At 49.1% G+C, this 22,094-nt stretch carries 25 protein-coding genes and 3 tRNA genes; 16 read left to right on the plus strand and 12 right to left on the minus strand.

Annotated elements, in window-relative coordinates; genetic code table 11:
- Positions 1–147: 147 nt before the first annotated feature.
- Together FPE01S_RS10880 and FPE01S_RS10885 are read right to left on the minus strand one after the other, a co-directional pair.
- Positions 148–231 (minus strand) — tRNA-Leu (locus FPE01S_RS10880).
- Positions 232–331: 100 nt separating this feature from the next.
- Entirely contained in the window at positions 332–1,219 is an 888-nt protein-coding gene (locus FPE01S_RS10885) for an inositol oxygenase family protein (RefSeq protein WP_046369042.1), read from the minus strand.
- 76 nt (positions 1,220–1,295) lie between these two features.
- Here FPE01S_RS10885 and FPE01S_RS10890 point away from each other — a divergent pair, with 76 nt between their 5' ends.
- Both FPE01S_RS10890 and FPE01S_RS10895 read left to right on the plus strand, forming a co-directional pair.
- Positions 1,296–2,954, plus strand: a complete 1,659-nt coding sequence (locus FPE01S_RS10890) for a sodium:solute symporter family protein (RefSeq protein WP_046369043.1) — start codon at positions 1,296–1,298, stop codon at positions 2,952–2,954.
- A gap of 10 nt (positions 2,955–2,964) precedes the next feature.
- Positions 2,965–3,147, plus strand: a complete 183-nt coding sequence (locus FPE01S_RS10895) for a hypothetical protein (protein ID WP_046369044.1) — start codon at positions 2,965–2,967, stop codon at positions 3,145–3,147.
- On the opposite strand, the gene FPE01S_RS10900 is transcribed toward FPE01S_RS10895, so the two are convergent.
- Complete coding sequence (locus FPE01S_RS10900) at positions 3,144–4,301, minus strand: sensor histidine kinase (RefSeq protein ID WP_046369045.1); 1,158 nt, start codon at positions 4,299–4,301, stop codon at positions 3,144–3,146. The two genes, FPE01S_RS10895 and FPE01S_RS10900, sit on opposite strands and share 4 nt — an antisense overlap.
- Positions 4,302–4,369: 68 nt before the next feature.
- Here FPE01S_RS10900 and FPE01S_RS10905 point away from each other — a divergent pair, with 68 nt between their 5' ends.
- The 7 genes from FPE01S_RS10905 to FPE01S_RS10940 all read left to right on the plus strand — a co-directional run bounded on the left by FPE01S_RS10905 (position 4,370) and on the right by FPE01S_RS10940 (position 8,694).
- On the plus strand, positions 4,370–5,386 hold the full coding sequence (locus FPE01S_RS10905; protein WP_046369046.1) for a glycosyltransferase family 2 protein: 1,017 nt from the start codon (positions 4,370–4,372) through the stop codon (positions 5,384–5,386).
- Between the two features lie 31 nt (positions 5,387–5,417).
- Positions 5,418–5,645 (plus strand): hypothetical protein, encoded by a 228-nt coding sequence (locus tag FPE01S_RS10910; RefSeq protein ID WP_046369047.1) that lies wholly within the window; start codon positions 5,418–5,420, stop codon positions 5,643–5,645.
- Between the two features lie 115 nt (positions 5,646–5,760).
- A tRNA-Gly gene (locus FPE01S_RS10915) sits at positions 5,761–5,836 on the plus strand.
- 55 nt (positions 5,837–5,891) lie between these two features.
- A tRNA-Leu gene (locus FPE01S_RS10920) sits at positions 5,892–5,977 on the plus strand.
- Positions 5,978–6,084: 107 nt separating this feature from the next.
- Entirely contained in the window at positions 6,085–6,879 is a 795-nt protein-coding gene (locus FPE01S_RS10925) for a hypothetical protein (RefSeq protein WP_046369048.1), read from the plus strand.
- A gap of 758 nt (positions 6,880–7,637) precedes the next feature.
- Positions 7,638–8,228, plus strand: a complete 591-nt coding sequence (locus FPE01S_RS24850) for a DUF6915 family protein (RefSeq protein ID WP_052955713.1) — start codon at positions 7,638–7,640, stop codon at positions 8,226–8,228.
- Positions 8,212–8,694: a hypothetical protein gene (locus FPE01S_RS10940; RefSeq protein WP_046369050.1), complete on the plus strand. Its 483-nt coding sequence runs from the start codon at positions 8,212–8,214 to the stop codon at positions 8,692–8,694. The genes FPE01S_RS24850 and FPE01S_RS10940 overlap by 17 nt, the downstream gene beginning before the upstream one ends.
- Before the next feature lie 104 nt (positions 8,695–8,798).
- On the opposite strand, the gene FPE01S_RS10945 is transcribed toward FPE01S_RS10940, so the two are convergent.
- A complete protein-coding gene (locus FPE01S_RS10945; protein ID WP_046369051.1) occupies positions 8,799–9,110 on the minus strand; it encodes a winged helix-turn-helix transcriptional regulator in 312 nt (103 codons plus the stop codon).
- 72 nt (positions 9,111–9,182) lie between these two features.
- Between FPE01S_RS10945 and FPE01S_RS10950 the strand changes: the two genes are divergently transcribed.
- Together FPE01S_RS10950 and FPE01S_RS10960 are read left to right on the plus strand one after the other, a co-directional pair.
- On the plus strand, positions 9,183–10,115 hold the full coding sequence (locus tag FPE01S_RS10950) for a DsbA family protein (protein WP_046369052.1): 933 nt from the start codon (positions 9,183–9,185) through the stop codon (positions 10,113–10,115).
- A gap of 732 nt (positions 10,116–10,847) precedes the next feature.
- Positions 10,848–11,456, plus strand: coding sequence for a hypothetical protein (locus FPE01S_RS10960; RefSeq protein WP_046369054.1), 609 nt, complete (start codon positions 10,848–10,850; stop codon positions 11,454–11,456).
- A gap of 26 nt (positions 11,457–11,482) precedes the next feature.
- Here FPE01S_RS10960 and FPE01S_RS10965 read toward each other — a convergent pair whose 3' ends face one another.
- Positions 11,483–12,463 (minus strand): GlxA family transcriptional regulator, encoded by a 981-nt coding sequence (locus FPE01S_RS10965; protein WP_046369055.1) that lies wholly within the window; start codon positions 12,461–12,463, stop codon positions 11,483–11,485.
- Between the two features lie 95 nt (positions 12,464–12,558).
- Between FPE01S_RS10965 and FPE01S_RS10970 the strand changes: the two genes are divergently transcribed.
- The 5 genes from FPE01S_RS10970 to FPE01S_RS10990 all read left to right on the plus strand — a co-directional run bounded on the left by FPE01S_RS10970 (position 12,559) and on the right by FPE01S_RS10990 (position 15,276).
- A complete protein-coding gene (locus tag FPE01S_RS10970) occupies positions 12,559–12,984 on the plus strand; it encodes a VOC family protein (protein ID WP_046369056.1) in 426 nt (141 codons plus the stop codon).
- A gap of 31 nt (positions 12,985–13,015) precedes the next feature.
- Positions 13,016–13,405 carry a DoxX family protein gene (locus tag FPE01S_RS10975; protein WP_046369057.1) on the plus strand — a complete coding sequence of 130 codons (390 nt, stop codon included), beginning with the start codon at positions 13,016–13,018 and terminating at the stop codon, positions 13,403–13,405.
- 3 nt (positions 13,406–13,408) lie between these two features.
- Positions 13,409–13,627 (plus strand): DUF4287 domain-containing protein, encoded by a 219-nt coding sequence (locus FPE01S_RS10980; RefSeq protein ID WP_046369058.1) that lies wholly within the window; start codon positions 13,409–13,411, stop codon positions 13,625–13,627.
- Between the two features lie 62 nt (positions 13,628–13,689).
- Positions 13,690–14,712: a hypothetical protein gene (locus FPE01S_RS10985; protein WP_046369059.1), complete on the plus strand. Its 1,023-nt coding sequence runs from the start codon at positions 13,690–13,692 to the stop codon at positions 14,710–14,712.
- A 213-nt stretch (positions 14,713–14,925) separates the two neighbouring features.
- On the plus strand, positions 14,926–15,276 hold the full coding sequence (locus FPE01S_RS10990) for a lipocalin-like domain-containing protein (protein WP_046369060.1): 351 nt from the start codon (positions 14,926–14,928) through the stop codon (positions 15,274–15,276).
- Positions 15,277–15,285: 9 nt separating this feature from the next.
- On the opposite strand, the gene FPE01S_RS10995 is transcribed toward FPE01S_RS10990, so the two are convergent.
- The 7 genes from FPE01S_RS10995 to FPE01S_RS11025 are packed head-to-tail and all read right to left on the minus strand — an operon-like array spanning position 15,286 to position 22,058.
- Positions 15,286–16,410, minus strand: a complete 1,125-nt coding sequence (locus FPE01S_RS10995; RefSeq protein ID WP_046369061.1) for an ABC transporter permease — start codon at positions 16,408–16,410, stop codon at positions 15,286–15,288.
- Positions 16,407–17,513 carry an ABC transporter permease gene (locus FPE01S_RS11000; RefSeq protein ID WP_046369062.1) on the minus strand — a complete coding sequence of 369 codons (1,107 nt, stop codon included), beginning with the start codon at positions 17,511–17,513 and terminating at the stop codon, positions 16,407–16,409. The genes FPE01S_RS10995 and FPE01S_RS11000 overlap by 4 nt, the downstream gene beginning before the upstream one ends.
- Positions 17,514–17,515: 2 nt before the next feature.
- Positions 17,516–18,259 (minus strand): ABC transporter ATP-binding protein, encoded by a 744-nt coding sequence (locus FPE01S_RS11005; RefSeq protein WP_083990234.1) that lies wholly within the window; start codon positions 18,257–18,259, stop codon positions 17,516–17,518.
- Positions 18,256–19,179, minus strand: a complete 924-nt coding sequence (locus FPE01S_RS11010; RefSeq protein ID WP_046369063.1) for an ABC transporter ATP-binding protein — start codon at positions 19,177–19,179, stop codon at positions 18,256–18,258. Before FPE01S_RS11010 ends, FPE01S_RS11005 begins: the two co-directional genes overlap by 4 nt.
- 6 nt (positions 19,180–19,185) lie before the next feature.
- Positions 19,186–20,085 (minus strand): HlyD family secretion protein, encoded by a 900-nt coding sequence (locus FPE01S_RS11015; RefSeq protein WP_046369064.1) that lies wholly within the window; start codon positions 20,083–20,085, stop codon positions 19,186–19,188.
- A 10-nt stretch (positions 20,086–20,095) separates the two neighbouring features.
- On the minus strand, positions 20,096–21,334 hold the full coding sequence (locus FPE01S_RS11020; protein ID WP_046369065.1) for a TolC family protein: 1,239 nt from the start codon (positions 21,332–21,334) through the stop codon (positions 20,096–20,098).
- Between the two features lie 13 nt (positions 21,335–21,347).
- Positions 21,348–22,058: a TetR/AcrR family transcriptional regulator gene (locus FPE01S_RS11025; RefSeq protein ID WP_083990235.1), complete on the minus strand. Its 711-nt coding sequence runs from the start codon at positions 22,056–22,058 to the stop codon at positions 21,348–21,350.
- Positions 22,059–22,094: the final 36 nt, after the last annotated feature.

A 22,094-nucleotide genomic window follows, 5' to 3' on the forward strand; every position in this document is an offset into this window, starting at 1 on the left:
GAAAGTGAGTTGTAGGGGACTGGATTAATGTACCATTGATCCAGGTACTCCTGCGAGGGGCCTACCCAAAGGCCCCCGCGTCGCTATCGCGCCCGCGGCTTTCAACGCTGCCAAATAAAAAACCCCGACTTATCGTCGGGGCCTTTGTGCCCAGGACTGGATTCGAACCAGCACGCCGTTTCCAGCACCACCACCTCAAGGTGGCTTGTCTACCAGTTTCAACACCTGGGCGCCTGCTTAAAGCGGATGCAAATGTAAGAATTTAGGAATTACTGCCAAGTAAAAATTGAAAGGGCTGAAAACAGTTGATTTTCAGCCCTTTCAATAATAATTAAAACCTGATGGTATCCGGTAGGTATTTGGCCACAAGGGCCTCGTAATATGGCTTCAACTCCGCCCAGTTTGGCGGAACCGGGTTCTTGGAATACAAATCATATGGATTAAACAACTTCACCCAGGGCAACATTTTGCGGTCATGATCATCCAGCAAATACTCATACTCGCCTTCGCGATGCCAGGCATAAAAGGAATGATACCGCAGCATATACAATCCCTCTTCCGGGATATGCCCCTTCAGCATCTGGTACACATATTCATCATGCCCCCAGGACATGTCCACATTTCTCAGCCCGCACCCCTTTTCATATACACCGAGCGGCGTATTGAACTTTTCATCGGTGTAATCCGGGTTATTGGCGAAGTATTCTGGATAAACAACTTTATTGGAATAGGCACAGCCAACAGGAAATGTATCGCCTACCACTGCCCACTGCGGCTCACCAAAAAGGCACAATACCTTGCCCATATCATGCATCAGGCCAACCAATACCATCCAGTCCGGATGTCCATCAGCCCTGATCGCTTCCGAAGTCTGCAACAGGTGCTGGAACTGGTCCAGGTCCGTATCCGGATCTGAATCATCCACCAGCTGGTTCAGGAACTGGAATGCCTCCCAAACCGGCATCTGTTTTTTATCAAACTTCAAATATTCCGCTTGCTTCTCTTTTACAAAGGCATGCGTCTGGTAGGTATGATTGAGCCGGTAGAATTCCCGCACCGTATCGCGGCCGGGTTCTTCATAATTCCGGAACTCCTCTTTGGTTTTGGCAGGCTCGCCGGCAACAGGATATCTTTCCAGTACGGCTTCCTCCCATTGATCCAGACTTTCTAAAGGATTGATCTCTTTTTCTGAGAACTGGTGGTGCTGAGGTGCAGACATAACAATCGTTTTTATAGCTTACTATCTGACCTAAAATACTACTTTAATTGGATATATTAGCGATACAACGATTGTTATGGACCTGAAAATGGCTGATTACTGCATCATCATCCTTTATTTTCTTTTTGTTATCGGGGTAGGCTTTGTAATTAAGAGAAAAATCAAATCCAGTAATGATTTCCTGGCCAGCAGCCGCACCATCCCGCTGTGGATCACCAGTCTCGCCTTTATTTCGGCTAACCTCGGCGCACAGGAGGTGATCGGCATGGTAGCCTCCGGTGCGAAATACGGCATCGTCACGGTCCACTTTTACTGGGTGGGCGCCATCTTTGCCATGATCTTCCTGGGCGTATATATGATGCCCTTTTACTATGGCAGCAGGGCAAGAAGTGTTCCCGAATACCTGAAGCTGCGCTTCGATGAAAAAACAAGGGGACTGAATGCGATTTCCTTTGCCGTGATGACCGTTTTTTCTTCCGGCATCTCGTTGTACGCACTGGCGAAAATGCTGGAGATCATCCTCAAATGGAATTTTGATATCTCCATCTGGATCGCCGCGTGTATTGTGATGGTCTACATCTTCATGGGCGGCCTCACCAGTGCAGTGTACAACGAAGTGCTGCAATTTTTCCTGATTGTGCTGGGCTTTTCCCCACTGGTGATTGTAGCCCTGCAGGATGCCGGCGGATGGGCAGCCGTAAAAGCCAATCTCGCGCCCAATATGACGCACGCCTGGAAATACATGGGCGATAAGGATGCCAACCCACTCGGACTGCATTTTATGTCGCTCATCTTTGGATTGGGCTTCGTTATGTCCTTCGGGTACTGGTGCACAGACTTCCTCGTCATACAAAGGGCGATGATCGCCAAGAATATGCGGGAAGCGCGGCTTACCCCGATCGTTGCCGCAGTTCCGAAAATGCTGATGCCCCTGATCGTGGTTTTGCCGGGAATCGTAGCGATCGCCCTGATGCAGCCTGCATTGGCCAATGGTTATAAAATACCGGTGGATGAATCGGGACAACTGAACTATACCATGACGCTGCCTTCCCTGATTGCCCACTACTATCCCAGCGGGTTGCTGGGCGTGGGCATTACCGCCCTGATGGCCTCCTTCATGAGCGGCATGGCGGGGAACGTGACGGCATTCAATGCGGTATTTACTTTCGACATCTACCAACCCTATTTTGTAAAGAATAAATCGGACCGCCATTACCTCATCGTGGGAAAATGCGTGACGGTGGTGGGCATCCTGATCTCAGTAATGACCGCCTATATCGCCAAAGGCTTCAATAATATCAATGACTTCCTGCAGCTGGTGTTCGGGTTTGTGAACGGGCCGCTCTTTGCTACTTTCCTGCTAGGCATGTTCTGGAAACGAACCACTGCCCATGGGGCTTTCTGGGGATTGCTCGCCGGTACGGTGGGTGCAGCGTTGACGCACGGACTCACGATGGCAGAAGGGAAAGGCGGTTGGATAGCACCGTTATACGAAATCAAAAGCGGCATGGGCCAGGCCTTTATCGTGGCGCTGGTGAGTTGGATCGTAAACTTTTTCACCACCATCCTGGTGAGCCTTGTCACGAAACCGAAGTCCGATGAAGAACTGAAAGGGTTAGTGTATTCTCTCACCGAAAAGCAGGTGGACCATGGTGGCCCCTGGTATAAGCGGGTGACACCGGTTGCCCTGTTGCTGCTGCTGATTACGATTATCCTGAATATTATTTTCTTCTAAATCGAAAGGGATGCTGAAAAAATTCAATCAACTCAGTTTTGTGATCGGCGCCTTTTTTGCCATCACCGCGGTGATCCTTTTCGCCAATGAATTGCTGTCAGGAATGGCAGAAAAGATCAACCTGTATTCGGCTGCAGCTTTCCTTGCCTTTGGTGTTTTTATGATTTATCTCAGCAGTAAGGAGGAAAGTTAAGCGGACGCCGTGGGCAACACTATCCTGAAAGTTGTGCCCTTGCCCGGTTCAGAATGTTTTACAAACAGTTCGCCGCCATGGTACTGTTCGATGATGCGTTTGGATAGGGATAGTCCCAGTCCCCAGCCTCTTTTCTTGGTGGTAAATCCCGGCTGAAATACCCTTGCAAGGTTCGCGGACTGGATCCCTTTCCCGGTATCGGTCACATCGATCTGGATGTTATGGTGGCTTTGTTTAATATCAATCTGGATCGTACCCGCGCCATCCATGGCATCGAGGGCATTCTTCAGCAGGTTTTCCATTACCCAGTCGAACAGTGTAGGGGAGAGGGGAAGAATCAGCGACCCGGCTGCTGGTGCTTGCAGGTCGAACTTTACGCGGCTGGGTGCACGGCGCTTAATATAGTCCACCATGGCTTCCACTTGCGCCACCAGGTCGGCTGTTTCCAGGTGCGGCGTGCTGCCGATCTTGCTGAAGCGGTCGCTTACCAGTTTCAGGCGATCCACATCCTTTTCCAGCTCCCGCGTGATATTGTTTTCCTGTCCCGACTCCTTGAGCATTTCTACCCAACCCTGCAATGAGCTCAGTGGTGTGCCCAGCTGGTGTGCGGTTTCCTTGGCCATCCCGGCCCAGAGCTGGTTCTGTGTGGAGCGGTGTTGCGTGGTCAGCAGCAGCAGCAGCAACAGCAGGAGGAGGCCAACGATCACGAGCTGAACGATGGGGTAATACTGCACCTCATTGAGCAGCCGCGTATTGCCGTAGTAATAGCGGTTGGCGAGATAGGGGGTATCACTGAGCACCAGCACAAAGGGCTCATTGGCCCGTTTGAATTCGCGGAGCTTGCGGGGCAGGTAATCAGGATTGTTCAGGGCCTGTGCGGAATCGATGTTCACATAGCTGACGATGCTGTCGCGTTCATTCGTTTCGATGATGGGGATGGAGGTCTGGTCGTTCCGGATCATATTGGGCAGCGTAAGGGGTACATCCGGGTTGTCGAAGATGGCTTTGCTGGCGCTGACCCAGAGTTCCACCTTGTTGCGTTCTTCGAGGGCGATCTTACGGGCAAGGTAACGCGAATAGAAAATGGTGCCCGTTACGATACTGATCGCCACGACGGCCAGCCATACCCGCCAGTTGGAAAGAAAGCCTATCATCGGACTAATTTAGCTATTCGTATAGATCGGTTCCTGTATTTTTGCCCACTAAATTCCATATACCCCTTTTGACGCCCCGTATCGCCATAGTAATCCTTAACTGGAACGGCCGCCGCCACCTGGAAAATTTTCTGCCCACTGTTATCCGCCATAGTCATCCGCATGCTTCCATTATTGTGGCGGACAATGCCTCATCGGACGATTCCGTGCAGTGGTTGCAGGCGCATCACCCGGAAGTACGGGTTATTCAACTGGATAAAAATTACGGCTTCGCGAAAGGATACAATGAAGCACTGAAACTGGTGGAGGCAGAGTTCTACCTGTTGCTCAATTCCGATGTGGAAGTGACACCGGGCTGGTTGGAGCCTTTGCTGGAAGGGATGGACAGCAATCCGTCTCTCGGTGCCTGTCAACCGAAAATGCATTTGTGGGCGGATAAAGCTTCCTTTGAATACGCAGGCGCTGCTGGTGGTTGGCTGGATAGTTTAGGTTATCCCTTTGCCCGCGGCAGGGTATTCGATTATTGTGAGCTGGATCACGGGCAGTATGATGATGCGATAAAAGTATTCTGGGCAAGTGGTGCGGCGTTGCTGGTGCGGGCGGAATTGTATCGTCGGCTCGGCGGACTGGATGAGTTTTTCTTTGCGCACCAGGAGGAGATTGATTTCTGCTGGCGGTTGCAGCTGGCGGGATTTGAAGTGATGGTATTTCCAAAATCACTGGTGTATCATGTGGGCGGCGGAACCTTGCCGAAGGGCAATGAGTGGAAGGTATTCCTGAATTTCCGGAACAACCTGATCATGCTGGCGAAAAATCTGCCGTGGTATGAAGTGGCGTGGAAATTACCGTTTCGCTTTGCCCTGGATGCGGTATCGGCATGGCGGAGTTTGTTTCATGGGCAGGGCATATATTTTAAAGCGATCCTGGAAGCACATATCGGCGTGATCGGATGGATCCTGATCAGGAGAAAGCAATCAGTTTTTCCGGTCAGCAGGAAAGGAAAAGTTCATGGATGGTATCACGGGAGTGTGATCTGGCAACATTTTATAAAAGGGAAGAAACAATTTTCGGAAATTGTAGGTTGAACCCTATTTTTGCAGGGCAATTAACAAAACTATGGCGCACGAGCATACACATTCACATGCACAGGAGTGGGACAATCCGGCCGAGAAGGATTTCAAGTACAGCTGGGTGAATTCTTCAACTTTCCTGTTTTACCTCCAGGTTTTCTGTATTCTTGCTTTTGTACTGGGTGGTTGCTATGGCTTGTATACGCACAAGTATAAGGGGCATCCGAAGGTGAATGTTCCCGGCAATACGCAGTATACCCCGAGCTATAAATAATTAGAAAAAAGGGGCCTGGAAATTTGGCAGGAAACGGAAACTCCTTATCTTTGCCATCCCAATTGAAAAACAGTTCTTTATAAAGCACCGGTACCCAGGTAGCGGTGTGATAAATGCGGAAGTAGCTCATTTGGTAGAGCACGACCTTGCCAAGGTCGGGGTGGCCGGTTCGAGCCCGGTCTTCCGCTCCAGGAAATTCCAAACTTTGTTTGGAATTTTTTTTTGCCAGACATTTGGCAACAGGACACCCGGGTGGTGGAACTGGTAGACACGCCGGACTTAAAATCCTGTGATCTGCAAAGGTCGTACGGGTTCAACTCCCGTCCCGGGTACAGGAATAGATGCCCGCATTGAACAAAAGTTTAATGCGGGCATTTTCATTTAGATTATCATCCGGATCTCTAAAAAAAGAGTAGTTTGGTGTCTAAAACCTTATCTCATGACGCGCTTACACCTTGCCGTTGGCATGATGTTCTTTCTTGCCTTGACTTCCTGCAGCCACGATGACGACCCGGTACCGGAACCCGACAATACCCCGCTCCAGCTCGTAAAAAAGATTACCCGCCGCGAAATCGGAGGGTCACTTAAAACTGACTCAACAGCTTACACTTACGATGCTGAAGCGCATCTCACCGCCGTGATCAATCTAAGCACGACCTGGCCGCTTCAGAAAATGCTCTATACGGGCGATAACATGACTGCCCTGATTACCTATATCAATGAGGTGCCTGATACCCTTGAAAACCCGGTATCCCTCAGCAATGGCGGAAATACTATTGTTGTTGACTTTACCCGTCCCGTTACCGCCGCTGTTACGGATACTACCCTTGTCACTTACCAATGGCAGGGTGACAAATTGCTGGAAAGTTCAACCTACCTGCATTTAGTGACGCCCCCGATGCAGAGTTTGCAAAGAAAAGTTTTTTCGCATGATGCAGCCGGAAATGAGACGGAGCAAACGACAATACCCGGAATTGGAGACCCGCAGGTAGATTGGAGAATACTGGAGTTTGACCAGCAGAAGAATTATTTCCATGATATTCCCCGTCTCAACTACATATTCGGGACATGGGGCTTCCCTTATGCCACGAGATCAATTAATAATCCTGTAAAGGCGGAGTTGTATGGCGAAGTGGTGGAGTATAGCTGGACCTATAACGCTGCCGGCTATCCGCTTACCATGAAGGTCAAAGGAAAAGACTATGTGGCGGCAGAGTTTTATTACAACAGGTAATGCAGCAGCCATTGGCGCTGAAATCCATATTTAAAAGAACTTCAGAAAAATTAGAAATCCGCCTGATCCGGAAAAGAAGTTTGGGACGAGGTTAGATGTCACGGTTTGACCTCGGAATCCGAGGTGTTTGCCTCAATGGCGCTGTAATAGAAAGCGAAGCCGTGATAGCAGCAGTGGATTCAGCAAGTCAAGTACCGGTTGTCAGGCATCCCTAGAAAATGATTATTAATCGTCCATTTTTGATTGTCATTAAGCTTGTGAATAGCCCCAATGCTTATTTTGTAGTTAATGTGGAAAATGCTGAATTGCTTACGAAGAAGTAACAGGACATGGCTTTGCTCCCTGTTGTTGCTGGCAAGCTGTGGTTCCAGGCAAGACAATGAAATTTCTCAGCCATTGTTACTGCTTGCAGACACTATCCGCCCGGAAAGCCGGTATTTCGGAACGTGGCACGCTTCATTCACCATTTGGGATAAATCGGAATTGGTGTTGCAGGCGGATGGTACTTTCAGGTTAAAGAGCGGGGATTGTTTCGGTCAGCAATTCTCGGCCGGCCGATGGGTTTGCACCATGGGAATGATCCGGTTAACCAGTTTCGAAGACTTCCGGCAGGCTTCGCCTATCGTCCTCCAACCAACGGATTCTGCCCGAATATACCTGGATAATGTTCTGTTGAAGTTAGATAGTGGCGCGCTTTTCTGTTTAACAGGCAATAGATATCTTCATTGCGGACCGTTACGCAAAATGAGAACAGGATTATGAATTACTGGAAGCACAGCTTGTTGTCGAAGAAGAAATTTGGTGGTTCGGCTGATGACTACCTGCATATTCACAAATTTATTGACACCAGCAAGTTGTTTTACTTTGATTTCAAACACAGGATACTGCTGCATCATACCTATGGTATCGATATTTGTATTCAGAAGTTTGGAGAACTGGTTGTCAATTCCGACAACCAGACAATCCTCGTTCGTGATATCGCGGCTGAACACTGCAAGGAAGACCTGATGGGTGTAGTTCCCACCCTGAATAATTGGTTCAGGTATGTTGATGGCCGTGTGCTGGATCATATCAGACCGATTAATCCGTCGGATAGCCAATTGAAAGAATTCATACTCAGGCCAATGTTCCTTTCTGGCCTTAAATCAACACTGATTATCACCCACAGTAATTTTGGTATTTTTCTGGTAAAGGAATTGCTGGGCCTGGAGTATGCGTTGGAACTTGTTAACTATTTGGAGGAAGCCAATGTGAATGAACTGCTGCAATATGTGAAATTGAAGGAACGTTGGCAGTATACACCGGATGTAAATCAACTAAAACAGATCGATAATGGGATTAATCAGTAGTGTAATTAAGTTCATCTTCGGACAGCGACAGCAGCAGGCAAATGGGAAAGTTCCGGTCAGTAACGGCTATTTATCCAGGTGGGAGAAGGAGCGCCAGGCAAGGATAGCGGCCGCTGAAGCACAGCTGAAACCCTGGATTGGAGAAGTCTTAAAGGAAGAAGGGGAGCTGAGTTTTAGTTGGGAAAGCGGTAATGATGAAGCTTTTGTCACTTTTCAGAATAGCGATGAAGCCAGGGCAGATAATTTCGAAGATCTGGAGTTTTACATTATTGATAAGCTGGATATTCCCGATGCCGGTGAGTTTCAGATGAATGGCAGTGGTACGGTTTTTCTTGCAGGAAATTCTGTAAAAGTGAAATACAGCTCGATAATGAAAGAGGTAGTTGATTTTAATGAGGAAACTGAGGAAGAAATATATGGCGAGCAGATTGTTGATGGCGACGAAATCGTGTTGTTTGTATTATGATGAAACAAAGCCGGGGAGCACCTTCTGAAATCCTTCCACGCGGTGAAAGTGTTAGCGTTGTTGCACTCATTCCCCGCCTTCGGATATGCGGAAGCGGTAGGAGCTTAAGTCAGTTTTTCCAGTTGCCGCAAAACCGGGATCATAGCCATCCCTTTCTCCGTAAGGTGATATTCAATGTGTAAGGGCTTCTGCTGTATCACCGTTTTTTGGAGAAGTTCCGCTGATTCCATTTCCCTCAGCGCAACCGACAGCGCCTGTTTATTGGTTCCCTCCAGCTGACGCAGCAGGCTGTTGAACCGCAGTGGTGCTTTTTCCGCCAAACGAAGAATTTGTGGTTTCCATTTGCCGGACAATAATTTCAGTGCCTGTTGCGCCGGACAGGTTTCCCCGGCGTCTGTATTGTTTGGGGTAGTCATAAAAATGTGACTTATTGTGCAGCTGGTTACCGTTGGTGAATTTTGCGAAGTTAACCAATAGTACCCAGCAATATGGACAAGAAACATCCTGTGTTGTGTGATCCCGGCAGCGGAATCTGTGAACTGCCGGCAACCTCGTCTGCTATCCCTGTAATGTCTTCCGTTTCCAAAACGAAGCAATCCGTGACGAAGCCCCTGAAGCTCCTGTATTTCACAGATCCGATCTGTTCCTCCTGCTGGGGTATTGAAGCGCCCCTGCGTAAACTGAAACTTGCGTTTGGCCACTGCCTGGAAATTGAGTACAGGATGGGCGGCCTGCTGCCTGACTGGCGGTACAACAGCGGCGGGATCAGTAAACCTTCGGATGTTGCCGGCCATTGGGATGAAGTGAGCAATTATTACGATATGCCTATTGATGGAGATGTATGGCTGGAAGATCCGTTGCCCTCCTCCTTTCCGCCGTCGATTGCCTTCAAGGCCGCACAATTGCAGGATCCATTCAAGGCAGTGCAATGGCTTCGGGAGATCAGGGAAATGGTTTTCTTGCGCAAAAAGAATATCACCCGCTGGGAGCATCTATCCATGGCGGCGGTGATAGTTGGACTGGATGCAGTTCAGTTGAAGGAGGATTTTGCAGGAAAGGCTAATGAGTTATTCCAGGATGACCTGAACCTCGCCAGGGCAATGGGGGTGCGCGGTTTTCCCACGATCTTCTTCAGCAACCCGGCAGGGGAGGTGGTTAAAGTAAATGGCGCAAAACCATATGCAGTATTTGAACAGGCTGTATTGAAGGTGTATCCTGCTGCAAAACCGAACCGATATGACCAGCAGGAAGTTGCCCTGTTTACCCATTTCTCCAGCCTTACCGCAAGGGAATTTTCTGAACTGACTGATACGCCGCGGTTCGAGGCCGAGAGCCGGCTGAACGAACTTGTCGCACAGGGACACCTGGAAAAGTTTGTAACGAAGAACGGCAGTATCTGGAATAGGGGCGCACGCCCGTGATCTGTGCGGCATCCGCACCTTCAAATACCTGTACACTTGGGCTCAGTCATTTCCAGGGACGCACTTTTATCTTAATCTACATAAACTCCGATGCAACCCTGTTGATAAGCTTGTGAAACCCCATTGATTCTCCGGGTTTTACCCGGAATTGACCCGTTTTCCCTATGAAAACCAGGTAGAATCCGGGTAAAACCTGGATGCCCATCGGGTTACCAAAGGATAAACAAAGGATAGACAAAGGCGTGGTAACAGGGTTGCAGTGTAGTTGATTTATGGCTGAGCAGAAGTAGCAATGAAGTTGAATAGTGGTCACACTTTCCCGATCTGATACGGTGACCCCTGACCTGAGCAATCCTGTCCACTCGTAAGCATATTTGCCATAGAAAGGATCATGCAGGTTATGGAATACGCTCCGGAAGTATTATTTTGGAGAGACTAAACCTTAATTCTCATGAAACATGTTCCATCTTACTTTCTTCAAAACAAATAACCCAATCATTTTTTGGATAAAATCGGAATAGCAATTGTGTGAAAAAAGCAGCATCAACTATTTTATTCTTCATATTGACTTTCCAGGCTAATGCTCAGGATTACAAAACGGAGGTGAACAGGCAATTTGTAGATTTTTACAATTTATTTACTCAAAAGGATTTCGCCAACGCGGCAGAATACATTAATGAGGATTTTGTAAAACTTATTCGGGGAATTTCACGATATAAATTCGTGTAACTAATGTCTGTCTGGCAGAATTTTAAGGATACCGACCATAGTTTTGAAAAACTTTGTTTTAAATATCTGGCGTTTGGAGCGTTAGTTGCTTTGTGCTTATTCATAGGTATTATGATTTTCAGTAAAATCCCAGCTGTCGGCAGATCGTTACTGGAGAATAGCGGCACCTTTCAAATGTTCCTGGTTGCTTTTATCCTTGTTTTATTGCTAACAGGAAAGTTGTATTGGATGTCGCTTGACTATTTAGATAGCGAAACACACAAAACCGGACTAGTTCTGAGAATTTGTATTGGGATCTGGGTAGCCTTCTGGATTTGCTGGAGTGTGTTCTGTGCGCGGATGACTTTTGTGCCTGAGAAATGGACTAATTGGGAAAACCTGGCCATGTTGATCATCACTGTACTTCCAGGGTTTGGCGCATATCTGTTTGCAAGAAGTGTACGGTTGGATCAACTGAGGGAGAGGGACGCGTTTAAAAGACTGGCAGGGGATAAATGGAATGATTCGGGTTCAGATATATTGTACTCCGATAGAAAGTATTATTGCGGCTATTATGGACTAATTAGTCTGCCGGTCTACCTGGTATGTGTATTGGTGCATTACCTGCTCTGAACCCTGACAAGGGTCGCACAGGTTCATTACATATTACCCGAAGCATTATTGTATTTACTTCTATACTCCACCGGCGTAATTCCGGTAACACGCTTAAATACTTCCCTGAACGCCTGGATGTCAACATAGCCCACCTCCAGCATAATTTCGGAGATCGACTTCCTTCCCATCTCCAGTTGCTTTTTGGCGGCTTCTATCTTCACGCGTTGCATGTACTCACTGACGGTATGCCGTGTCGCCTTTTTGAACCTTCTTTCAAAGGTCCGTCGCGTCACAATGAATTTATCCGCCAGCTGATCCACTGTCAGCTTTTCTGCATAATTCGCCTCGATGTACTGCTGGGCGCTTTTGATCACCTCGTCGTCATGGTCTTTCAACCCATTGAACACGATGAAGGGGGACTGCATATCCTTATCGATATCCACCACGAAATACTTGGCCGCAAGAATGGCCATTTCGCGGCTGGTGAATTTCTCGATCAGGTGCAACAATAAATTCCACCAGGCATTGTTGCCGCCGCTGGAATACAAGCCGTTCTGGTCGGTAATCATTTTTTCATCCACCAGGTTTACGGTAGGGTAGAGGTACGCAAACTCGTTGGCATATTGCCAGTGCGTGGTACATTGACGACCTTTCATCAAACCGGAAAAGGCCAGTAGAAAGGCCCCGGTGCACATGCTGGCGATTTCAGCACCGCCCTTATATTGTTGTGCAATCCAATTGGCATATTCGCGGTTCACGTAGGTGGCGCCCAGCATATCCCCTGCCAGGGAAGGGATAATGACGAGATCGCTTTTGGGGGATCGATCCAGCGTGCTGTCAACATGAATGGAAATCCTGCCGCCCTGCAGGGGCACCACTTCGGTATCGGCAATGTATTGTACCACGAACCGGGGCGGCTGGTTGCGTGCCTTCAGGAAGTCATTGACTTTCTCAAAAGCATACCGGGCATCCGTTATTGCCGCCGGTACCGCATGGTTCAATACCAGGATCGAAATCGTCTTCATAGGGTAAAGGTAAACGGAACAATTGTCGCAATCAACCACCCCAGAATGTCGTATTCACACACCATAACATTGAAATAGTGACAATAACTTTGGGTATGATCAGTACAAATCCTTATCTGCATTTCGATGGCAACGCTGAAGCAGCCATGACCTTCTACAAGCGTGTATTGGGTGGATCGTTTACCATTTTCAGCCGGTATAAGGACATGCAGGGCAGTGAAAAATTGAGTGCTGACGACCAGCAGAGATTTGTCCACATCTCGTTAGCCGTCCGGGAAGGGGTGGTGATCATGGCAACAGACTCCCTGTCGTCCATGGGACAGAAGATTGTAACCGGCAATAATTATCACATTCATGTCCAGGCGGAGACCGGGGCTGAAGCGGACAGGATCTTTGAACAACTTGCCGAAGGCGGGAAAGTAGAGATGCCCATGAACATGACTTTCTGGGGCGCCTACTTCGGCATGTGCCAGGACAAATTCGGTGTGTACTGGATGATCAACTTTTCTGAACAGCGATGACCACTATTTAATCACCATAAAATCTTACCAGATGGACAGTTCAGTTTCAACCACAGCCTTGTGGGCAGGCCGCATATTGAAAATCCTGCTCTGCCTTTTTCTCGTGTTTGACAGCACGATGAAAATCATCCGCCATAGTACGTCAGTTGAAGGCACCAAACAGTTTGGCCTTCCAGATGCCAGCGTCAGGTTTCTGGGCATCTACCTGTTTGTCATAACGATCCTGTATATCGTTCCCAAAACGACCATTGCCGGTGTATTACTCCTTATTGCCTACCTGGGCAGCGCCACCGCCATCATGTACCAGCACCAACCGCAGGGATGGGGCTTCCTTTTCCCGGTAGTGTTTGCGATACTGATTGTAACAGCAGAACACCTGCAGAATGCCAGTTTCAGAAATATACTTCACCTCAATCCATAAGTCATGTCATTTCAGGCCTATATCGACAACATCAAACTGAAAACCGGTAAATCACCGGCCGATTTCAGAAAGCTAGCTAAGAAGAAAGGATTCCTCGACAAAGCGGGAATCAAGGCAACCGTAAAGGCCACCCAGATCACGGATTGGCTGAAAGCGGATTTCCAGCTGGGGTCCGGTCATGCGATGGCCATCTACGCGACATTTAAGGGTAAGACGGAATAAGTTCCGGTGATCCCCGGTCGGAAAAGGCTTATGTTCGCAGTATCGTTCTGAAAATGAACCTTATGTTGAAAGGCTTGTCCCCCGACTGCTGCGGATCTGTAAAACGATTTATCACCATTTTTTTCTCCGTGCTTGTAACCTGTCTTAGTGGATGCTTCCTTGCTCCGGGGAGTTATCCCTATTCGGAAGATTATGAAATCGATTTACCGGAAGAAGATGTCATCAAAGCCATTAAAGCATTTAAGACTGATAACCCTGAATTCGTAGTGCCCGGACCAGTGGGATACATGGATGGCAGGAAAGATAGCGCCGACTATTGGTACCATGCTTTTTTCTATTATTCAAAAGAGAACGTCATTGTCAATACCTGGACCCGACCAGTCAGCCGGTACAAAACAACTTTTGCATTTGTTGGTCTTAATAGTGGCCTTCAATTGGGCAACTGGAAACTGATCAATCACGATTTCGGCAGGTCTGAAAACAAGAGGCAGAAGAAATTGTTTGAAGAAAGAATTCTGAATGCGATCAAAAATACGACCATCAGCGAGGTGCCGTTATCAAAACACGGTTTGCCTTACGGCTACTACAGGCGTAAACCGCAAATGGAACAATACCTTAACCTGCACTCTCTTGAAAATGGCTTTGATTCATTGCAGATCAGGATCTGGTATAAATCTGGTGATTACGAAACCTCAAATCTCTTCGTTTTGAAAAGTCAGTCAGCGGAATGGCAAGCTGACCAATTTAACTGGACTTACCAGGAAAGTGTACATGGCGATTCGGTCTGGCCGGTTGGAATACAACATCGGCAGAGTGTGCCACGATCCGGTTGGCAAGTATTTATCGGAGAACTGAACGCGCTGGAGCTTACCACTTTACAGGACAGTCATTCCATTAAAGATTATCCGGATTTTGCTGATGGTAGCGGGGTGGTGGTGGAAGTAGCTTCCAAAAAACGCTACAGGATTTATTCCTATGCAGAACCAAAGCAAGCTGCAAAGAATGTACCGGAGGCTGCGCGTATTAATGCAGCATTGGAACTGATAGAGAATGAATTTGGGGAAATTGCAGGGTCTTCCCACTAAGGGAAACAGGGTTGCAACGTTTAAGGGCAGGATGTGGTAAGAAATGCAGGGACAGGAGTGGTGCCAGGGAAGTGCAATGAAAGTGCTGTGTAAGGGCCAGGAATACGCTGCTGTAGTGCAGGAAAAGAGCCGGCCGGGTGCAGGAAATGCTATAGCGAAGTGCGGGAAATATGCCACGATCTGTTTTATCTTCATGTGTTAAATAGAAACACTATGAAGGGACTGTTAACCGCCCTGTTTTTTTGCCTGGCGATAGGTAGCAGCAAAGCGCAGACCTCAAAAGAGCTTATTGGTAAATGGAAGCTGGTAAAAGAGACCAAAAATGGTAATGTCACCACGCCAAAAGACACCTACCAGGTATTTATGGAAGATGGGGTTTTCCATGGTATCAAAGAAGACAAAAGCAGAAAGGGGAAATGGAAATTGTCGGAGGATAATACAAAGCTTACCATCTCTATCAGCATTGTATCCATAAAATTCACTGTGGACTATTTTGATGCCAAAAAAAGGATCATCAGCAGCAGCGAAACCGGCACACTGGAGTATGAGAAAGTGGAAGAATAGTCCAGCAAATCAGGAAGTCTTCCGGTAGTTATAAATCGCCAGGCCATTTAGCAGCAGGGCAAATCCGATCAGGTAATAGAGCTCCATGCGTACATGCTCCAGCCCGCTGCCTTTCAGCACGATCAACCGCACCACGGCAATGAAATGGGTGACCGGCGTCAGCACAGAGATCTGGCGCGCCCACGGCGGCATGCTGTCGATGCTGGTGAAGAACCCGCTCATCAGGGTGAAGATCATCATGAAGAAGAAGGCCACGAACATCGCCTGCAACTGGGTGTCGCTGAAAGTGGAAATCAATAATCCGAATCCCAGCAATGCCACCAGGTAAACTGCGCCAAACAGGTATAACACCGCAATGCTTCCCTTCGGAAAGATGCCATACACCACGTACATCACGGTCAATCCGACCGTGAACACGATCATCCCTACGATCCAGAAGGGGATCAGCTTGCCCAGGATAAACTGCCATTTTTTGATCGGCGTTACATTGATCTGCTCGATGGTGCCGATCTCTTTTTCCTTCACAATATTCAGCGCTGTAATAAAACCCCCGATCATGGTCAGCAGCAATACCAGGATGCCGGGAACCATATAGTACTTGTATTCCTTCCGCGGGTTGAACCAGTCGGACCAGGTCACCTCAATCGGCGGCGCTTTCAGATCGGCGGTATTTTGCGGCATCCGGGTGATCACATCCAATGAACTATTGAAATCGCCCAGTACCGCGGTAAGATAACCACCGCCAATGGAAGATTTCGTACCATTGATCGCATCCACGGTCATGTTCACCTGCTGGCTGCCTTCCCGTACCAGGTTGCGTTCAAACCCCTGCGGAATCTCCAGTATCACATCGGCCTCATTCTTTTCCACCAGGTACAAGGCCTCACGATATCCCTGTTCATACCCCACGATCCGGAAATAACCGCTGGACGCGATCTTGTCCATCAGCCTCCGGGAATAGGTGCTATGGTCATGATCCACAAATGCTACGTTGATGTTCTTTACTTCGAAATTGGCCGCCAGGGGCAGGATGACCATCTGGATGATCGGCAGCATGAACATCATCGCCAGTATCGTTCTGTCCCGGAAAATCTGCCGGAACTCCTTCTGCAGTATAAATCCCAGCCTTTTCATGATAACCGCGTTTTGAATTTAGCCAGGGCAATTCCCAGCAGTCCGACCGACATACACGCGAGCACGAGGGTCTCTTTCCAGATATAACTGAAGTCGAGCCCTTTCAGCATCACGGCCTTGATGATGATATAGTAGTACCGTGACGGCACAATACGGGAGATGACCTGCAGGGGGATGGGCATATTCTCAATGGGGAACAGGAATCCGGTGAACAGCAGCGTCGGCAACATCATGCCCATCATGGAAATCAGCATGGCTGTTTGCTGCGAGTTGGTCAGGTTGGAGATCAGCAGGCCCAGTGCGAGACAGGTAATGATGAAGAGCACACTTTCACCAAAGAGCAACAGGAAATTTCCCCGCACCTGAACATCCAGCAGGTAGACCGACAACAAAATAATCAGGATGAAGTTGATGATCGACAGCACCAGGTAAGGGATGGCTTTGGCCACCAGCACCATAATGGGACTGAAAGGGGATACCAGCAGGACCTCCATCGTGCCCATTTCTTTTTCCCTTACGACGGATACGGAGGTCAGTGCGGTGCAGACGATCATGAAGATGAGAGCAATCACTCCCGGTACAAAATTCAGCGAGCCATTTTGTTCTTCGTTGTACAGCAGGCGCAACTGGGGCAGAATCTGATAATTGAGGTGCGGCGCGGGCCGCGTTTGCTGCAGGTAACTGTTGACCATACCCGAAATATAATTCACCGCAATGGTGGCCGTATTGGGGTCGGAGGCATCCGCAATCACCTGCACCTGGGCTTTGCCCGAGCGTTCCATATCAGCGGAAAAGTCTGCAGGAAAAACCAGGGCACACTTGATTTCTCCTTTCTTGAACCGCTCCTCTATTTCGGGATAGCTGTGAATGGCGGGTTTTACCAGGAAATAGCTGTTGGTCTGCAGGCGGTCGGTCAGCTGCCGGGAGTTGTTGTCCTGCGCATTGTCCAGCACGGCAATGCCGATATTCTTCACTTCGCTGCTGAGGGCAAAGCCAAAGAGGAGGATCTGCACCACGGGCAGGCCGAAGAGGATCAGCAGGGTGCGCTTGTCCCTGAACACGTGGTGAAATTCTTTCCGGATAAATGCCAGCAGTTGCTTCATGATCAGTCCGCGGTTCTTTGGGCACGGCGTGCCAGTTGATAAAATACTTCATCCATGGTCTGCGCCTGGAAAGAGTGCTTGAGTTGTGTGGGCGTATCCAGTGCTTCCACGCGACCATCCACCATGATGGAAATGCGGTTGCAATATTCCGCTTCATCCATGTAGTGCGTGGTCACAAATACGGTAATGCCATCGGCGGCTGCCGAGTAGATCAGGTCCCAGAACTGTCGCCGTGTCAACGGGTCGACGCCGCCAGTGGGTTCATCCAGGAACACGATCTTCGGCCGGTGAAAGATGGCCACTGAAAACGATAATTTCTGCTTCCAGCCGAGGGGCAATTCGCCCACCAGTTTTTTAGCTGATTGAGAAAGTCCCAGCATATCGATCATGTCGCCACCCCGTTTTTTGATTTCGGTTCGGGACAGTCCGTATACTCCCCCGTAGAATTCAATATTCTCGGTGACGGTCAGGTTTTCATACAGGGAAAATTTCTGGCTCATGTAGCCGATATTGGCCTTGATTTTTTCCTGCTGGTGGTACACATCAAATCCCGCCACAGTGGCCTTGCCGGAAGTCGGGAAGGAGAGTCCGCAGAGCATACGCATGGCAGTTGTTTTTCCTGCACCATTGGCGCCGAGAAAGCCAAAGATCTCGCCCTGCTCCACCTCGAAGCTGATATGATCGACGGCTTTGAACGCGCCGAACTGTTTGGTGAGGTCCTGGCAGATGATGGCTTTATTGCTCATGGTATTGTTTGTTGCATCAGGCGGATAAAACTGTCTTCGATCGTGGGGACGGTCTTTTTATACTCAAATTCAGCAGGCTGGTATTTGTCGCGCAACTGCTGCATCAACTGGTCGCAGTTGCCGGCATCTTTGAACGTGAGGTGCAGGTATTCACCGAATGCATAACAGCTTTCGACCGCGGGGTCTGACCGGAAATCCTTCAGCAGCTGGTAAAAGTTTTTTGCCTTAGCGGCATACAACGGTGCGGGAAAATTGCTGATGATATTTTGCGGTGTATCCACCGACAGGATATTGCCATTCTGGATGAGGGCGATGCGATCACATAAAGAAGCTTCATCCATATAGGGTGTGGAAACGAGAATGCTGATGCCCTGTTGTTTCAGTCTCTGCAACATCTCCCAGAATTCTTTCCGCGATACGGCATCAACACCCGTGGTGGGTTCGTCGAGGAACAGTACATCCGGTTTATGAATCAGCGCGCAGCATAGGGCGAGTTTCTGTTTCATACCGCCGGAGAGTTTTCCGGCCGGACGGTCGCTGAAGGGTTTGATCTGGTCGTAGATGTCTTTGATCAAATCATAATTCTCCTTGATGGATGTTTTGAATATCGTAGCAAAAAAAGTCAGGTTCTCCGAAACGGTGAGATCCTGGTACAGGGAAAACTTGCCGGGCATATAGCCGACCTTCCTGCGGATGGTTTTGAAGTCCTTCACCACATCCAGTCCTTCTACGGTTGCTTCCCCCTGGTCGGGCAGCAGTACCGTGGTCAGGATCCGGAAAATGGTAGTCTTGCCTGCACCGTCGGGACCGATCAGTCCGAAGAGTTCGCCCTTGTTCACGTCAAAGGAGACACTGTTGACGGCTTTCACCGTTCCCTTGTTGTAGGTCTTGCTGATATGTTGCAGGGATACCGCAGGCATGACTGATTATTTGAAAATGACTTCTCCGTACATGCCGATTTTCAGCAGGCCGTCATTGGGTACGCTGATTTTGGTGGCATACACGAGGTTGGCTCTTTCATTTTTGGTCTGAATGGTTTTCGGGGTGAATTCAGATTTGTCGTTGATCCACGTGATCTCCCCCTGTGTCTGCCGGTAACCGCCTTTGCCATCGTCGGTGCGGACGGTCACTTGCTGACCGATCTTAATCTGGGAAAGCTGGTCGCCGGTAACATAGGCGCGGAGGATCATTGTAGAAAGGTCAGCGATCTTATACAGCGGTTTACCAACCATGGCCATTTCGTGGGGTTCGGCATATTTGGTGAGCACCGTACCCTTCACCGGGTTGGTGATGGTGTATTTGCGCAACTGATCATTGATTTCCCTGATCTGTGCATCTACAGTGCTGCCCTGTTCCGTGAGGGAAGCCGTGGTGGTTTGCAGTGAGCTTTGCAGGGCGCGGATCTGTGCCTGCAGGGTGGCGACTTTGGCGCTAGCATCATCCAGTTGCTTCTGGGAGGCAACACCGCCTTTTACGAGGTTTTCTGCGCGGTTGCGGTCGAGCGTGGCATTGACCAGTTCTTTCTGCAATGCTGCTACCTGCAAAGCTGTTTGCGGGCGGCCGCTGAGGATGGCTTTTTTATTTTGTGCCAGCTGGCTTTTGCTGAGATGCACCTGGGTACTGTCGATATAACCGATCACGGTTCCCGAATCGAGTTGCTGGCCTTCTTCGATGGCAAACTGCAGTAGTTTTCCATTGGCTTCAGCGGCGATGATCGTTTCTGTTGTTTCGAAGGAACCCGAAGCATCGTACCCTTTTTCTTTTTCCTTGCAGGCGGCGATGGCGAACAGCAACAATAGCAATGTGGCGATCCTGGTCTTTTCCATGTTGGTATAATTAGTTTCCGGAAATCGTTTTATAGTCGTAGATGGTCATGAGCAACTGCATTTCGTGCAGGGCTTTCAGGGCGCGGGCATCGAGTTCGCGCTGACCGGCATTGAGGAGGTCGATCACGGGACTGACGCCGTTGTCATATTTTACCTGGTAGCCTTCGCGAATGGACCGTCGCAGGGCCACGATGGATTCGTCGTCGGTAAGAATAGCGCGTTGTTTGTCGATTGTGGCAGCCGATTGCGACAACTGCAGCCGGGTGTTGAACAGGAAGGTAGCTTCCTGCACGTCAATCTTGTTCAGCTGCTGCGTGGTGAGCTGTTTGTCGTTGTTGTTTTTGTATAGGCCGTTGATGTTCCAGGAGGCACTTACCCCGAGAACACCGAGACTCGACAGGGCAGTGGGGCCAAGATTGATGCCCGGGGCAAACAACACCCCTGCCCCCAGTACACCCAGCTTCGGGTAAAGATTTACTTTCTGCATACCGGCCTGGGCAGTAGCGAGGTTGCGTTGCTGTTTGAACAGGTTGAGTTCCGGTCGCACAATGTCCATACCGGCATATTGGCCAGCCGGGAGGGGTTTGTCAAGTATAGCCTCGTTGTTGAGCGGGCGGGCAATCAGCAGGGAAAGTACTTTGATATAACCGCTGCGCGTATAACTGAATTCGGTGCGTTGCTGGTGGAGACGGAGCTGTTCTGCCCTGACCTCATCCACATCTGTTTTGTACGCGAGACCGTTATCGCTTTTCAGCTGCACCGCCCGGATATTGTTGTTGAGAATGGAGTCCTGGATGGCCAGCTGTTTGAGTTGTTCGTCCACCATCAATACGCCGAAATACAACTGGTTGACGCGGGAACGAATGTCATGAAGCGACACATCGACTGAGGCTTTGTCGGCTTCGGCGGAAGCTTCAATGATTTTCTTTTGCGTTTTCGTGGCTCCGCCATCCCAGACGGTCTGGTTCACCTGCGCCAGCCCGATGAATTTGAAATTGCTGCCACCGGATTCCGGGAAACCGCCGAACACATAGCCTTCAATGGCCGTGAGGCTCACCTGTGGCAGGTAGGCCTTGGCTGCATTGTTCAATGTGTAGTCGCGCGTTTTGTCGATGAGGGCGTATTGCCGGATCTGCGGATAGTTACGCAGGGCCATCGCGTAACAACTGTCGATGGTGAGGGGTTGAGCTTTAGCCTGCGCAGCAGCTAACCCCATACAGGCGGCGATTTTAATCAGGTGTTTAAACATCTCCCAAAAAAATTTATTTCGCTTTCAGCATCGCTTTTACCCACACCGGTATGCGTTGCTTTCTTTCAAGCATGAGCTTTTCAAATTGTTTGTCGGATAGTTTGGCGATCGTTTTCACCATAGGGCTGGCGATAAAAGGGAACATAATCATACCGAGCAGGTTCAGCAGAAAATGCAGGGGATTGGGTTCGGTGATTTTTCCCTGCTTCACCGCTTCCTGGTACTGGGAAACAAAGACAGTCTGCAGGATCGATTCCGGGCCTTTCAGCCTGGTCAGCAGGTTTTTGGCGCTGGTCCTGATCTCACTCATCATGAAAAGCGGTACTTCCGGTTCGGTGATGATCAGGTCAATATATCCTTCCACGGCCAGTGTTATCTTTTTTTCCAGGGTGGTGCTTGTATCGTTGAACACCACCAACATGGTTCCGAAGAAGCCGGACAAGGTCTCTACCATGATGATCTGAAACAGGTTTTCCTTGCTTTTGAAATAATAGTTGAGCAGGGCCAGGTTCATGTTCGCTGCGGCTGCGATGTCACGGGTGCGGGTGGCGGCAAATCCTTTCTGGTGGAAAACCGTACGGGCTGCGGATTTGATAATGGATTCAGTGTTGGAGTCAAGGGGGCGCTTCGGTTTGGGCGAAACCTTTGCCTTTGCCGGTGCGGTAGTTTTCGCTGCCTGTGCGCTGTTGCGCTTACCTTTTGCGGAAGTGGCTTTGGTGGCCATGACGTTCAGATAATGGGGCAAAGATAGGGGGTTAAT

It is taken from the genome of Flavihumibacter petaseus NBRC 106054 (assembly GCF_000974785.1).
In the GTDB taxonomy this organism is placed as follows: Bacteria; Bacteroidota; Bacteroidia; order Chitinophagales; family Chitinophagaceae; genus Flavihumibacter; species Flavihumibacter petaseus.

Bases quoted from the DNA above. Each gene is read 5' to 3' on its own strand.
- FPE01S_RS11020 (WP_046369065.1), bottom strand. From the start codon at position 21,334: ATGTTTAAACACCTGATTAAAATCGCCGCCTGTATGGGGTTAGCTGCT.
- FPE01S_RS10950 (WP_046369052.1), top strand. From the start codon at position 9,183: ATGGACAAGAAACATCCTGTGTTGTGTGATCCCGGCAGCGGAATCTGT.
- FPE01S_RS10895 (WP_046369044.1), top strand. From the start codon at position 2,965: ATGCTGAAAAAATTCAATCAACTCAGTTTTGTGATCGGCGCCTTTTTT.
- FPE01S_RS10985 (WP_046369059.1), top strand. From the start codon at position 13,690: ATGTTGAAAGGCTTGTCCCCCGACTGCTGCGGATCTGTAAAACGATTT.
- FPE01S_RS10970 (WP_046369056.1), top strand. From the start codon at position 12,559: ATGATCAGTACAAATCCTTATCTGCATTTCGATGGCAACGCTGAAGCA.
- FPE01S_RS11015 (WP_046369064.1), bottom strand. From the start codon at position 20,085: ATGGAAAAGACCAGGATCGCCACATTGCTATTGTTGCTGTTCGCCATC.
- FPE01S_RS10890 (WP_046369043.1), top strand. From the start codon at position 1,296: ATGGACCTGAAAATGGCTGATTACTGCATCATCATCCTTTATTTTCTT.
- FPE01S_RS24850 (WP_052955713.1), top strand. From the start codon at position 7,638: ATGAATTACTGGAAGCACAGCTTGTTGTCGAAGAAGAAATTTGGTGGT.
- FPE01S_RS10910 (WP_046369047.1), top strand. From the start codon at position 5,418: ATGGCGCACGAGCATACACATTCACATGCACAGGAGTGGGACAATCCG.
- FPE01S_RS10975 (WP_046369057.1), top strand. From the start codon at position 13,016: ATGGACAGTTCAGTTTCAACCACAGCCTTGTGGGCAGGCCGCATATTG.
- FPE01S_RS10925 (WP_046369048.1), top strand. From the start codon at position 6,085: ATGACGCGCTTACACCTTGCCGTTGGCATGATGTTCTTTCTTGCCTTG.
- FPE01S_RS10960 (WP_046369054.1), top strand. From the start codon at position 10,848: ATGTCTGTCTGGCAGAATTTTAAGGATACCGACCATAGTTTTGAAAAA.
- FPE01S_RS11010 (WP_046369063.1), bottom strand. From the start codon at position 19,179: ATGCCTGCGGTATCCCTGCAACATATCAGCAAGACCTACAACAAGGGA.
- FPE01S_RS10965 (WP_046369055.1), bottom strand. From the start codon at position 12,463: ATGAAGACGATTTCGATCCTGGTATTGAACCATGCGGTACCGGCGGCA.
- FPE01S_RS11005 (WP_083990234.1), bottom strand. From the start codon at position 18,259: ATGAGCAATAAAGCCATCATCTGCCAGGACCTCACCAAACAGTTCGGC.
- FPE01S_RS10940 (WP_046369050.1), top strand. From the start codon at position 8,212: ATGGGATTAATCAGTAGTGTAATTAAGTTCATCTTCGGACAGCGACAG.
- FPE01S_RS11025 (WP_083990235.1), bottom strand. From the start codon at position 22,058: ATGGCCACCAAAGCCACTTCCGCAAAAGGTAAGCGCAACAGCGCACAG.
- FPE01S_RS11000 (WP_046369062.1), bottom strand. From the start codon at position 17,513: ATGAAGCAACTGCTGGCATTTATCCGGAAAGAATTTCACCACGTGTTC.
- FPE01S_RS10885 (WP_046369042.1), bottom strand. From the start codon at position 1,219: ATGTCTGCACCTCAGCACCACCAGTTCTCAGAAAAAGAGATCAATCCT.
- FPE01S_RS10900 (WP_046369045.1), bottom strand. From the start codon at position 4,301: ATGATAGGCTTTCTTTCCAACTGGCGGGTATGGCTGGCCGTCGTGGCG.
- FPE01S_RS10995 (WP_046369061.1), bottom strand. From the start codon at position 16,410: ATGAAAAGGCTGGGATTTATACTGCAGAAGGAGTTCCGGCAGATTTTC.
- FPE01S_RS10945 (WP_046369051.1), bottom strand. From the start codon at position 9,110: ATGACTACCCCAAACAATACAGACGCCGGGGAAACCTGTCCGGCGCAA.
- FPE01S_RS10980 (WP_046369058.1), top strand. From the start codon at position 13,409: ATGTCATTTCAGGCCTATATCGACAACATCAAACTGAAAACCGGTAAA.
- FPE01S_RS10990 (WP_046369060.1), top strand. From the start codon at position 14,926: ATGAAGGGACTGTTAACCGCCCTGTTTTTTTGCCTGGCGATAGGTAGC.